A 12,449-nucleotide genomic window follows, 5' to 3' on the forward strand; every position below is an offset into this window, starting at 1 on the left:
GAAAATATGAGCGAATTCACCTATTGTGCAATGCACCAATAATAACAAGGTACACAATTGGCTAATCAACACACAAAAAGCAGCCTGGCGGGCTTGACCCTGGCTGCTGTCGGCATCGTCTATGGCGATATCGGTACTAGTCCTCTTTATACGATGAAAGAGGTATTTTCAAAAGAGCACGGGCTTCCGCTGAATGAAGCAAATATCTTTGGCGTAGTGTCCCTGATTCTGTGGGGGCTGATCATCATTGTTGCAATCAAGTATGTCACCCTGATATTGCGGGCGGATAATCGCGGTGAGGGCGGCATCATGGCGCTGACGGCGCTGGCGCTGGAATCTGTGGGTAAATCTGCCAAGTCCCATTTTACTTTGCTGGTGCTGGGTTTATTCGGTGCGGCCCTGTTTTATGGCGATGGCGTGATTACACCAGCTATTTCTGTCCTGTCGGCGATCGAAGGGCTAGAAGTGGCGACACCCGCTTTCACGCCCTATGTCGTGCCGATCACACTGGTCGTCCTGTTGCTTTTGTATTCTGTGCAATACAAGGGTACCGCCGGTATAGGCAGATGGTTCGGTCCCATCATGGTGGTATGGTTTCTGGTGCTAGCCGGCATGGGGATCTATAACATCGCTAAAATGCCCGGCATTTTATGGGCGCTCAATCCCTTATATGCCTTTGTTTTCATGACTGAAAACAAAGGTCTGGCTTTCCTTGCATTGGGTGCTGTGGTGCTGGCATTTACCGGTGCAGAAGCGCTGTATGCCGACATGGGACATTTTGGCAGCAAACCTATTCGAGCAGCATGGTTCATGATCGTGTTCCCCTCACTGGGTTTTAACTATCTGGGACAAGGTGCCTTGTTGCTGGCAAATCCTGATGCCGTAGGCAATCCGTTTTATCAGCAACTAGGTACCTGGAGCATTTACCCGCTGGTGATCCTGTCGACGGTAGCGACAGTCATTGCCTCACAGGCCACCATTTCCGGTACCTTCTCTATGACCAAACAGGCTATTTCACTGGGCATCATGCCGAGGATGGAAATCGTCCACACGTCATCGAATGAAATCGGCCAGATCTATATTCCAGCGGTCAACTGGTTGCAGCTTGCTGCGGTTGTCGCGGCGGTGGTGGGTTTTGGTTCTTCTTCCAGCCTTGCATCCGCTTATGGTATTGCCGTGACGGGAACCATGCTGGTGACATCGCTGCTGACCTTTTTCGTCATTCGCTATGGCTGGAAATACAATCCGGTGCTATGTTTTATTGCTACCGGTTTCTTCCTGTTCATAGACGTGTCTCTCTTTTCAGCCAATGTGTTGAAATTATTCCATGGCATAGGCGGCTGGTTCCCTGTGATCCTCGGCGTCGTGATGTTCACCCTGATGATGACCTGGAAGCGGGGTCGCGAACTAGTGTTTGATAATTTGAAAAAACACGCGATCCCATTGGAAGACTTCCTTGAATCCCTGTTTGTTTCACCTCCTGTGCGTGTGGCCGGTACCGCCATTTTCCTGCGCGGGGAGGCCGATGGTGTGCCACATGCGCTGCTGCATAATCTCTCGCACAACAAGATCTTGCATGAACGTGTGATTTTCCTGACTTTGCACAACCGTGAGATACCCTGGGTTCCACCCTCTGAGCGTATCAAGGTAATTGATCTGGGTAATGCCTGTTATCAGATTGATGTCTATTATGGTTTCAAGAACGAGCCTGATATTCCCGCTGCCCTGGCATTGTGCGCTCCTTATGGTTTGACGTTCGAACCCATGGAGACGTCCTATTTTATTTCACGTCAGACCATTATCTCCAGCCCTGGCAGCGGCATGGCGATGTGGCGTGAGAGTGTATTCGTTGCCATGTCCCGGATTGCCCGTGATGCAGCCGATTTTTACCAGATACCAAGCAATCGTGTCATTGAGGTGGGTTCTCAGGTGGAAATCTAAAAACTTGGCACGGGCACTTATCAAACCAAAATGCCTGTGCTATAATCTTGGTCTTTCGCGGCTGTAGCTCAGCTGGATAGAGTACTTGGCTACGAACCAAGGGGTCGTGGGTTCGATTCCTGCCAGCCGCACCAGATTCAAGGGACTAGATGAAAATCTAGTCCCTTTTGTCTTTTTGTTCGCGATTTTTTGATATTTCCATAGAAATATGGCATAGATGTGGAAATATCTGGCTTGTACTACATAAAAATGCCTTTTGGCTAAGCAAAAAAATAATCTGGCTTTTGGGGCTTTCCATTTTGCACCAGTCCGGCTATAATCTTGTTTTTCGCGGCTGTAGCTCAGCTGGATAGAGTACTTGGCTACGAACCAAGGGGTCGTGGGTTCGATTCCTGCCAGCCGCACCAGATTCAAGGGACTAGATGAAAATCTAGTCCCTTTTGTCTTTTTTGCGATGGAAACAAACCGGCTTCATCTGCATGATTACGGCAGATCAGCGGCAGATGTTTAGCTTGCGAGTATCAGTTCCCGAATGTTCCAGTCCTCTGGGGCTTCCTGGTTCAAGGCGCTGCGCCTGACTTGCTGGTCTGGCGTTTCTTCTGTCATGGAGAGAATCAGGCGTTGCAATTGGGCTGCGTCCGGCAATACGGTGCCAAGAAAAATCACCTGGTTGCGATGCTGTATGAGGATGGTGGGGAAATTCTCTATATCCACTTCATCCACCAGATGGGCCTGATCTTCTATGTCTATCCAGGCAAAGCATTTTTCAGGATGCTTGCTCATCAGTTCGTCAAAAGACGCCCGGTAATAATTGCAGGTATCACACCAGGCGGCGCACAGGCAGGCAATCAACCAGTCTTTATTTGCCAGGTCAGCCTTTACTGCGGAAATATCTTCGGTATTCATGTTGGTATTCATCACGTAATTTTAAACCAAGTAATGAGCTGAAGCGCAACTAAGGCGTAAGCTTTGGCAAACAGCCAGTCTTGAAACAGGTGGAACACGGTAAAATACGCGTATGACCAGAATTTTAGCAATTGAAACCTCGACCGAGCTCGCCACCGCAGCCATATTGACTGATGGTGGTATATTCATCCGCGAACTCAGCGGTGTCCAGACACATTCCCAGGGCATTTTGCCCGCCATACAGGCTTTGCTTGCAGAAGCAGGTGTGCGCTTGCAGGATTGCGGTGCCATTGCCTTTGGTTGTGGACCTGGCGCATTTACCGGCATACGCACAGCTTGCGGCATCGTGCAGGGCTTGGCCTATGGCGCTGATCTGCCAGTGGTGCCGGTAGTGAGCTTACTGGCCATGGCAGAAGCTGCGCGTAAGCAGTTGGCTGTAAAAGAGTTTGTCTGCATTCTAGATGCGCGCATGAATGAAGTGTATTGGGCACAGTACCGCTTCGACGACGTGACTGGCTGGACAGAAATAAGTGCACCAGCCCTGGCAGGGTTGGATGCTGCGCTGGCCGGCATTGCGCTGGAGAATCCGCAACTGGTACTGGGAAATGGCGTGAGCTTGCCTGAGCCTGCGCAGACTCGATATCCAAGTTTGCTATGCATGCCGCATGCAAAACAAGTCGGTATATTGGGGCAGCTGGATTTTGCCTCTGGTCTTAGCCTGCCAGCAGACCAGGCTCAGCCCCTGTACCTGCGCAATAAAATCGCCCTGACTACTTTTGAACGTGAGCAAGTCAAACTCCAGGCAGCCAAGGCGCCAGTGTAATGGAATTGGCCATGGATTTGAACTTGATCACACCGCATTACGGCAAGTTGGGGTTTGCCGATGTCGATAACATACTCAGTATAGAAGAGCGGGCGTATGCCCACCCTTGGACGCGTGGGAATTTTACCGACTCCTTTTCCAGTGGCTATGAAGCTTTTGGTTTCCGGAATGCAGAACTGGATTTGTTTGCTTATTTTGTCGTCATGCCGATACTGGATGAGCTGCATTTGCTGAATTTTGCAGTAGATCTGTCCTATCAGGGACAAGGTTATGCAAAATTATTGATGGATAAATTATTTGCGTACGCCAAAGAGTATACGTTTGGCTCGATTTTGCTGGAAGTACGGCGCAGCAATGCGCGCGCCATTTCTGTATATGAAGGTGCAGGCTTTGCTGCTATCGGTGTGCGTAAAGGCTATTACCCCGCGCATGATAGTCAGCGCGAAGATGCGATAGTAATGCGGAGGGTCGTTGATGCAAACGTTTGATAGTCATAACAGGCAAAGAGCCCTGCATGAACTCGGTGTGGGCCCAATGTGGTTGTTGCGCGAAGCAGAGCAAGTTGCGCTTGTACCTATCTTGGAGGCTGGATCTGAAGTAGGGCCTGATCCTGAGCCTGTCGGTGCAAAAGTTTCTGAGCCAGCAATAGTAGCTGCTGCCCCGGCCAGAGATACTGCACGGACTGAAGCAGAGATTGTGCCGCATAAACACCTGCCGGAAGCACAGTCTTTAGTCCGAGCTTTTGAAAGCGTACCTGAAGTAGATGAATGGATGCCACAAGAAGTGCATCCTGTCCCGTCATTCGATAGTGAACCTGCCGTCGCTACTTTATCCTGGGATGAATTGCAGCCCATGGTAGAAAGCTGCCGTCAATGTGGCCTGTGTCAGGGCCGGAAAAAAGCCGTATTTGGCACCGGTGACAAACAAGCCAAATGGCTGTTTGTAGGTGAAGGACCGGGCTATAACGAGAATTTGCAGGGTTTGCCTTTTGTAGGTGCTGCCGGACAGTTGCTCGACAATATGCTCAAGTCTTTGGGTGTGCCGCGCGGTGAGCAAAGTTATATCGCCAATATCGTCAAATGCCGTCCGACAGATGCGCAAGGCAAGGACAGGCCGCCGACTGCAGATGAAATCGCCGCCTGCCTGCCTTATCTGCATAGGCAGATAGACTTGATCAAGCCGCAAATCATTGTCGCACTAGGCAAGACTGCTGCCGTGTCTTTGTTGGGGATGGATCTTGAAACCCCGGTGGGACAGTTGCGTGGCAAGGTGCATCAATTCAATGGCATGCCGGTGGTGGCAACTTATCACCCGGCCTATCTCTTGCGCAAACCTGCGGACAAGGCCAAAGCCTGGGCAGATTTGTGTCTCGCTATTAAAGCATTGCCAGCAAATTGAATCACATGGAGAGCGCACAAGCAGTATTTCACCGACAGTGGCAGCATCTCCACAATCCTCATGTTCGGGCGCTGGCATGGATGCTGACAGCGCCTGGTTTGCTGGAGGGGCGTGACGCTCGCTGGCATGGTGCGCTGACCACTGCAATCTATACTGATACACAAGCTTTGCCGCAGTGGCTGGCTGAGCTCGACCGTAATCCTGATCCCTTGCTTGATCTTTTGCAGCGTCATCCTTCGCGCCGACTGGGCCTGTATGCTGAACGGCTTTATGAATTATATTTGCATGTCCACGGTTTGCTGCTTGCACATGGTCTGCAAGTGCATGACAAGGGTGCTGGCACCATAGGTGAATTTGATTTCCTGCTGCAGACCGACAACGGATTGCAGCATCTGGAGCTGGCGACAAAATTCTATCTGTATTATCCCGGTGTTGCTACTGCACCGGATTTATATGATTATCTTGGTCCCAATCTGGCAGATAGCCTGGGTGCCAAGTTGCACAAAATCATAGACCAGCAATTGCAATTGTCCAGCCACCCTCTGGCACAGCAAGTCTTGCCAAAGCCTGTGCAAAGTGCGCAGGCTTTGGTGTTGGGCTGGCTGTTTTATCGTGATGAAGCAATAGTCGAAACCTTCATGCCTTTACATGCCCACATGGCAGGTCTGGCGGAAAATCATTGTCGCGGTGCGATATGGACGCAATCAGAAGTACAGACACTGAATTTTGAACATGCCTTGCTGCTGGACAGACTGGATTGGCTGGCACCTGCTCAGGTGAAAAAGGGAATGGCGCAAGATAAAGAAACCATCCTGATGAACATGCGCACATCTTTTGCTACTGCCAACACGCCGCTCATGCTGGCACTGATGCAGGAAGATCATGATGGACTGAATGTCATGCAAGAATACTGCCGTGGTATGGTGGTGCCGGATGACTGGTTTGCGCAAGCGGATGCTGTCAAACTGAAGCGCATCAAATAAAACATTTCAATGAACGCGCCCTTATCGGGCGCAACTTCAATCTTCAATGCTTGTGTTCGCCTATCAATGCCAGTGAGTCAAACTCACGTTGATTAGCCGCATGCTTGCGCATCACACCATAGATGGTGCTAGAAACAAACAAGCCAAACAACACGATGATGACCATAATGTCTATCTTCATGGAGTTGAGCAGTGTGTACAGCGCCAACATGGTCAGGACAGACAGATTTTCATTGAAGTTCTGAACGGAAATGGAGTGACCGGCACTCATCAAAACGTGACCGCGATGCTGTAATAAGGCATTCATGGGCACCACAAAGAAGCCAGCCAGTGCACCCACCAGTATCAGTAGTGGGTAAGCGATCCAGACGGTATGAACAAAAATCATGGTGATCACCACCATTCCCATGGCAACACCCATAGGCATGACGCTCAGGGATTTTTTCAATGGTACAAAGCGTGCTGCGGCAACTGCACCCAGGGCAACCCCAATAGCGACCACGCCTTGCAGAATGGCAGCTCTGTCGAGTGTCATATGCAGAGATTTTTCAGCCCATTTCAAAACGATAAATTGTAGTGTCGCTGCAGTTCCCCATAGCAGGGTAGTGACGCCCAGTGTGATTTGGCCCAGCCTGTCGCGCCACAGAGTCGTGACGCATTCAGCAAATTCAGTCACCAGCTTGGCAGGGTTGCGTTGTTGGTGTTTATACCGTGCACCAGTATCAGGGATGCGTGTGTTGAATAACGCTGCCATCGCATAGCAGGCAGTGACCACACAAAGCGCTGCTTCAGAAGGGGTCGTGATATTAAAGTCGATGATAGGGAAGTCAAAATTAAGCAGTACTGACGACACTCTTGAGTTCACCAATGCGCCACCCAAAACAGTGCCGAAGATAATGGATGAGACCGTCAAGCCTTCTATCCAGCCATTCGCGGCAACCAGTTTTTCTGGTGGCAGCAATTCGGTCAGGATGCCATATTTGGCAGGGGAGTAGGCCGCAGCACCAAAGCCGACAACGGCATAGGCAATTAAAGGATGCACATGAAAAAACATCAGGGCACAGCCACCGACTTTAATCATGTTGGTAATGAGCATGACCTTTCCCTTGGGAAGGGAGTCAGCAAAGGCACCCACAAAGGGGGCCAGCAAGACATAGGACAGCACAAAAAACAACTTCAACAGCGGTGACATCCACTCTGGAGATTGCATGGACGTCAACAGTGCCATCGCGGCTATCAGTAAGGCATTGTCGGCCAGTGAAGAAAAAAACTGCGCCGCCATGATGGTATAAAAACCGCTCTTCATGCTTTATTCATGCTCTATGTCTACCTGCTACAAAATGTCACTGGCAGCTTTATACCATGAAAATTGTAGGGAATTAGTGAAATAAGGCAAGCTAATCGCTAAATACTGGTTAAAATATCAGTGTTTTTAAGGCGAATATGCATGCAATTTGTACTGGCGCATGTTTTTAAAATTTCCTCAGGTCTGATGATGGCAAAAGCAAAAACCAATTTTACCTGCACTGAATGTGGTGGTATTGTTAACAAATGGGCGGGACAATGTCCGGCTTGCGGCCAGTGGAATACCCTGGTCGAAACCATCGTCGAATCAGTCGGCAACCGTTTTAGTGTCAAACCCCAGGGCCTGGCACAATCGGCACCCGTGCTCAACCTGGCTGAAATTGAGGCGCTTGATGTGCCGCGTTTTGGCACTGGCATTGACGAATTTGACCGTGTCCTGGGCGGCGGTCTGGTCGCCGGCGGGGTGGTTTTGATAGGGGGTGACCCTGGCATTGGTAAATCAACCTTGCTGTTGCAGGCACTGGCTAACCTGGCACTGATTAAAAAAGTCTTGTATGTCAGTGGGGAAGAGTCGGGTGCGCAAATCGCTTTGCGCGCCAAGCGCCTGTCATTGGATGCAAAGGACTTTCAATTACAGGCCGAGATACAACTGGAAAAAATCCTCAATACCCTGGCTGAACATAAGCCGCAGGTCGTGGTCATTGATTCTATCCAGACCATGTATTCAGATGCCTTGAGCTCTGCCCCTGGATCGGTCGCCCAGGTGCGCGAATGTGCAGCGCAGTTAACGCGTGTTGCCAAGACCATGGACATCACCATGATACTGGTTGGTCATGTCACCAAAGAAGGTGCACTGGCCGGGCCGCGGGTGCTGGAACATATCGTCGATACGGTGTTGTATTTTGAAGGTGATACCCATTCCAGCTTCCGTCTGGTGCGGGCGATCAAAAACCGTTTTGGTGCAGTCAATGAGCTGGGTGTGTTTGCCATGACAGAAAAAGGCTTGAAAGGAGTATCCAATCCTTCTGCCTTGTTCCTGTCCCAGCATGATACGCAAGTGGCTGGTTCTTGCGTCATGGTGACGCAGGAGGGGACGCGGCCCTTGCTGGTAGAGATACAGGCCTTGGTGGATAGCTCACATGCACCCAATGCGCGCCGTTTGTCGGTCGGCCTGGAACAAAACCGTCTGGCCATGCTGCTGGCGGTGTTGCACCGGCATGCAGGTGTGGCAGCATTTGATCAGGATGTGTTTATTAATGCTGTGGGTGGTGTCAAGATTGCTGAACCAGCGGCCGATCTGGCTGTGCTGCTGGCGATTAACTCTTCCATGCGCAATAAGCCCCTGCCGCGTGGCTTGGTCGTGTTTGGTGAAGTGGGGCTGGCGGGCGAGATACGCCCAGCACCACGCGGGCAGGAACGCTTGCGCGAGGCCGCCAAGCTGGGCTTTTCTATTGCGATGATCCCTAAATCAAATGCACCCAAACAAAAAATAGAAGGCCTGACCATCATAGGCGTGGACAGGATAGAGGAGGCCCTGTCTAAAATCCGCGATGTGGATAGCGAAATCCCCGATTAGTTTTTTGCTGCCGCCTTCAAATCTTTAATGATGGCCTGGCTGGCTGCAATGCCACTGCGTACAGCACCTTCCAGCGTGGCGGGGTAGTCGCCTTTGGTGTAGTCGCCGGCCAGATACAGGCCCGCGTAAACAGTATGATTATCTGGACGGTTCAAACCAGGTGCGCAACTGAAGGTGGCGCGTTTTTCTGAGATACATTGATGCCAGATGGGCTGCGTGAGTTCTGGCATGCCCAGGCTTTGTGCCAGTTGCGATGCGATATCCGTTGCCAGTTCATGCCGGTCAATTTCCGTAGCTGCTTGTGACACGCTGACCACCACCGCCAGCAAGCCAGCCTGATCTGGCTGTAGCTGACCACGGTCAAATACATACTGTCCCCATTTTTTTTGTCCTGCGTCATCAAGCAAGGCAAGCATGGGTCGCTGCAGGCGCACGCCTGGTGCATATTGCAAATAACAGGTAGTGATGGGTTCGTAACTAAAGTCACGAAGGGCAGGCAATGGCGCTGCCTGGTTTTTGGCTGGTAAAGTGGCGAGTAGTCTGTCAGCATTGGCAAAATCGCAGGCAAGTATTACTGCATCATAGAGCGGCAATTGCGCTTCTGTTTGCGCTTTTGCCAATGCGTCGGCCTGCTTCAGTTGTATTTGCCATTTGCCATTGTCGTTTTGCAGAAGGCCCGTTGCCGTATGCGCGGACAACACGTACCCGCCATGGGCGCGCACGTATTCAGCGGCTTTTTCCGGGAAGATGCTACTCAGGTCAAGGCGGGGTATCAGCATGTCGGAAGCGGCACGTTTTGCCCCGAGACTATCACGCAATACATTTAAGAATACCTGGGCCGATGCCTTCTCTGGAGGCGTATTCAGAGCGGCAATGCAGAGTGGTATCCACATCAAACGACATAGCCGGGGCGTCTGATCAAAACGCTCCAGTAATTCTATGACGCTGCAATCTTCATTCAGGCGCCAACCCATCCAGCGGGCGGTAGAAGAAAATCTGGACAGCGCCATTTTGTCTGCAAAGCTCAGGCCACTGGATTTAATCAGTGCCAGTAATAAGTGTAGCGGAGCGGGCAAACGAGGGGCAATAAATGACATGCCCTCTTCCAACTCTGGGTAAACCATTTGCAGTGGTATATTCAGCAGCGCATTCTCGGTGTCCAGGCCAACCAAGCGCATAAGGCGCAAACTTTGGGTGTAAGCACCCAGCAAAATATGCTGGCCATTGTCTAGTTGATGTCCATGCACAGTGATGCCACGCGCACGTCCACCCAGGTTGCGGCTGGACTCCAGCAAGGTAACAGTTGCCCCTTGCTGTGCCAGTTCACAGGCAGCCGCGCAACCAGCCCAGCCAGCGCCAATGACGGCGACTGACTTGTTTTTTAGCGTATTTTTTTTAGCCACGGACGTAGGTTTTCCAGGCCAGCCAGAGTTTGCGTATTGGTGTCAGCGAAATACGTTGATTCAATACATGGAAACCATCATGTTGGATTTCTACCAGCAGGGCGCGATAGATCGCTGCCATGATCAGGCCGGTTCTTTGTGATTTACGGTCTTCTGGTGGCAGCAGGGCAAAGGCTTCTTCATACAGTTTTTGCGCGCGTTCATACTGGAACTGCATCAGGGTTTCAAATTGCGTGCTGTGGCGCGCATTCAAAATGTCAGCTGCAGTGACATTAAATTGCTGCAATTCATTGATGGGCAGGTAAATCCTGCCTTTGCGCGCATCTTCACCGACATCGCGGATGATATTGGTCATTTGAAAAGCCAGGCCCAGTTTTTCGGCAAATTCACGGGTTTGCGGATTGGTGATGCCAAAAATACTGGCCGATAAAATACCGACGACACCGGCTACATGCCAGCAATATTTTTGCAGGGCATTGAAGTCGAGATAGCGGGTCTGGTTCAAATCCATTTCCATGCCATCGATAATCGCCAGCAGGTGCTCGCCATCGAGTTGGTATTCTGCCATGTGCGGTAGCAATGCCTTGGTTACCGGATGCGTGGGCTGGTTTGCCAGCATGGCCTGCACTTCTTTTCGCCACCAGCCCAGCTTGCTGCGGGCCACCATATCGTCCGTGCTTTCGTCCACGACATCATCAACTTCACGGCAAAATGCATACAGGGCGGTAATCGCCCGTCTTCTGGCCTGGGGCAAGAACAGGAAACTATAGTAAAAACTGGAGCCACTTTGTGCAGCTTTTTGCTGGCAATATTCGTCTGGAGACATGCTGAATGAGTAAGAAGTGGCGGCTAAAGCCAAAATTAAGGCCAAAAATAAAGCCAAAAAAATAGCTATGTTAACAAACTGTGGCAAAGCTCACAAATCTCTTGCGCTTGATTGTGTAGCTAAGAAGGATGATTTTTACTCAGTTTACAGTAGAAATATGAAATTATTATTAATAAAATGAGGCGTTAGATGGGTTGGTGCTGGTTTTATGCTGGAATCGGCAAAGCCATGGGTTTTGTATAAGAAGTGTATTTTGATGCCGGGAGCAGTCTGTTTTATCGTAACATATTGTAATGAAAACGAAGAACCGCCTTCTTATCCGGGACTAAACGTATAATAGGCGGCGCGTTATAGAGCGATAGAGTGCCATGGAAAATCGGCGCGGCATTGAAAATAATTACTCATTCGGACGAATATCTTGAATAAATCGAAATTTGCAGCATTGATAGTTGGCGCAGGCATCGTCCTCGCTGGATGTGGTGGCTTTGTATATACGACAGTTGGCGGTACTGTCACTGGTCTGGGTACCGGTGATGTTCTGGTTTTGCGCAATGAGTCCAATTACACCCAGACGCTGACTGCAGATGGTACTTTCTCATTCAATGTTGCCAGTAATGGCAATTACACCATCAGTGTGCTGACCCAGCCAAATTCTGTGAACTGCACGATTATTAACGGCACAGGAAGGATGTCCGGCGATTCGGCAGTAAAGAACATCGCTGTAACGTGTGTCCCGAATGTGCCAGTGGGCGGTACGGTTTCCGGCATGGCTGACAATAGCTCCATGGTATTGCTTAACAATGCTTTGACGACCGCTACGGTCACAGCCAACGGCAGCTTCCAGTTTGCCTCCTATGGTGTCAGCGGCCAGCCGTTTGCAGTGACTGTGGGTATCCCTCCTGCGTCTCAGTACTGTACAGTCGCTAATGGCACTGGCACGGTCAATAATGCCAATCCTGCTGCTTCTCTGACAGCCCTGGTGTCTTGCGTACCTGCTGTGCCGGTTCAATTTACCGTCAATGGCCTGGCCGCAGGCACTGTGTTGACCATGGTGAATACTGTTGACGGCTTCGCCGATAAGTTTGCTGTCAGTGCGCCAGGTAATTATCAGTTCGGCTGGAGCTGGTTGAGTGGAAAGCCATTCAATATCACGGTTGATACTCAAGCTACCGGTCAGACTTGCAAGGTCACTGGCGGTACTGGTGTGGTCGATGCATCCAACCCTGCTGCCTCAAGAAATGCAGTGGTGGATTGCACCAAGACCTAATAGCAAACCGCTGAGATAAAA

General features: G+C 50.6%; 12 protein-coding genes and 2 tRNA genes. 10 read left to right on the plus strand and 4 right to left on the minus strand.

The window, feature by feature from the left end; translation table 11 throughout:
- Positions 1 to 57: 57 nt before the first annotated feature.
- The 3 genes from ACO0LG_RS22215 (at position 58) to ACO0LG_RS22225 (ending at position 2,348) form a co-directional block, all read left to right on the plus strand.
- A complete protein-coding gene (locus ACO0LG_RS22215) occupies positions 58 to 1,941 on the plus strand; it encodes a potassium transporter Kup (RefSeq protein WP_423029743.1) in 1,884 nt (627 codons plus the stop codon).
- 57 nt (positions 1,942 to 1,998) lie between these two features.
- Positions 1,999 to 2,075, plus strand: a tRNA-Arg gene (locus ACO0LG_RS22220).
- 196 nt (positions 2,076 to 2,271) lie between these two features.
- Positions 2,272 to 2,348: transfer RNA gene (locus ACO0LG_RS22225), tRNA-Arg, on the plus strand.
- A gap of 100 nt (positions 2,349 to 2,448) precedes the next feature.
- Here ACO0LG_RS22225 and ACO0LG_RS22230 read toward each other — a convergent pair.
- Positions 2,449 to 2,847 (minus strand): thioredoxin family protein, encoded by a 399-nt coding sequence (locus ACO0LG_RS22230; RefSeq protein WP_423029744.1) that lies wholly within the window; start codon positions 2,845 to 2,847, stop codon positions 2,449 to 2,451.
- 112 nt (positions 2,848 to 2,959) lie between these two features.
- Between ACO0LG_RS22230 and tsaB the strand changes: the two genes are divergently transcribed.
- The 4 genes from tsaB to ACO0LG_RS22250 are packed head-to-tail and all read left to right on the plus strand — an operon-like array spanning position 2,960 to position 6,051.
- Positions 2,960 to 3,670, plus strand: a complete 711-nt coding sequence (tsaB, locus tag ACO0LG_RS22235; RefSeq protein ID WP_423029745.1) for a tRNA (adenosine(37)-N6)-threonylcarbamoyltransferase complex dimerization subunit type 1 TsaB — start codon at positions 2,960 to 2,962, stop codon at positions 3,668 to 3,670.
- 11 nt (positions 3,671 to 3,681) lie between these two features.
- A complete protein-coding gene (gene rimI, locus ACO0LG_RS22240; protein ID WP_423029746.1) occupies positions 3,682 to 4,158 on the plus strand; it encodes a ribosomal protein S18-alanine N-acetyltransferase in 477 nt (158 codons plus the stop codon).
- Positions 4,145 to 5,068 (plus strand): uracil-DNA glycosylase, encoded by a 924-nt coding sequence (locus ACO0LG_RS22245; protein ID WP_423029747.1) that lies wholly within the window; start codon positions 4,145 to 4,147, stop codon positions 5,066 to 5,068. Before rimI ends, ACO0LG_RS22245 begins: the two co-directional genes overlap by 14 nt.
- 5 nt (positions 5,069 to 5,073) lie before the next feature.
- A complete protein-coding gene (locus ACO0LG_RS22250; RefSeq protein ID WP_423029748.1) occupies positions 5,074 to 6,051 on the plus strand; it encodes a DUF1853 family protein in 978 nt (325 codons plus the stop codon).
- 43 nt (positions 6,052 to 6,094) lie between these two features.
- Here ACO0LG_RS22250 and lplT read toward each other — a convergent pair whose 3' ends face one another.
- Positions 6,095 to 7,357 carry a lysophospholipid transporter LplT gene (lplT, locus tag ACO0LG_RS22255; protein WP_423029749.1) on the minus strand — a complete coding sequence of 421 codons (1,263 nt, stop codon included), beginning with the start codon at positions 7,355 to 7,357 and terminating at the stop codon, positions 6,095 to 6,097.
- A 189-nt stretch (positions 7,358 to 7,546) separates the two neighbouring features.
- On the opposite strand from lplT, the gene radA reads away from it, so the two are divergent.
- Positions 7,547 to 8,932, plus strand: a complete 1,386-nt coding sequence (gene radA, locus ACO0LG_RS22260) for a DNA repair protein RadA (protein ID WP_423029750.1) — start codon at positions 7,547 to 7,549, stop codon at positions 8,930 to 8,932.
- Here the strand turns inward: radA and hpnE are convergent.
- Both hpnE and hpnD read right to left on the minus strand, forming a co-directional pair.
- A complete protein-coding gene (gene hpnE / locus ACO0LG_RS22265) occupies positions 8,929 to 10,335 on the minus strand; it encodes a hydroxysqualene dehydroxylase HpnE (protein ID WP_423029751.1) in 1,407 nt (468 codons plus the stop codon). The two genes, radA and hpnE, sit on opposite strands and share 4 nt — an antisense overlap.
- A complete protein-coding gene (hpnD, locus tag ACO0LG_RS22270) occupies positions 10,328 to 11,161 on the minus strand; it encodes a presqualene diphosphate synthase HpnD (protein ID WP_423029752.1) in 834 nt (277 codons plus the stop codon). Before hpnD ends, hpnE begins: the two co-directional genes overlap by 8 nt.
- A 16-nt stretch (positions 11,162 to 11,177) precedes the next feature.
- Between hpnD and ACO0LG_RS22275 the strand changes: the two genes are divergently transcribed.
- Positions 11,178 to 11,342: a hypothetical protein gene (locus ACO0LG_RS22275; RefSeq protein WP_423029753.1), complete on the plus strand. Its 165-nt coding sequence runs from the start codon at positions 11,178 to 11,180 to the stop codon at positions 11,340 to 11,342.
- A gap of 237 nt (positions 11,343 to 11,579) precedes the next feature.
- Positions 11,580 to 12,428 (plus strand): hypothetical protein, encoded by an 849-nt coding sequence (locus ACO0LG_RS22280; RefSeq protein WP_423029754.1) that lies wholly within the window; start codon positions 11,580 to 11,582, stop codon positions 12,426 to 12,428.
- Positions 12,429 to 12,449: the final 21 nt, after the last annotated feature.

The sequence above is a fragment of the Undibacterium sp. Ji42W genome (genome assembly GCF_049340405.1).
In the GTDB taxonomy this organism is placed as follows: Bacteria; Pseudomonadota; Gammaproteobacteria; order Burkholderiales; family Burkholderiaceae_D; genus Undibacterium.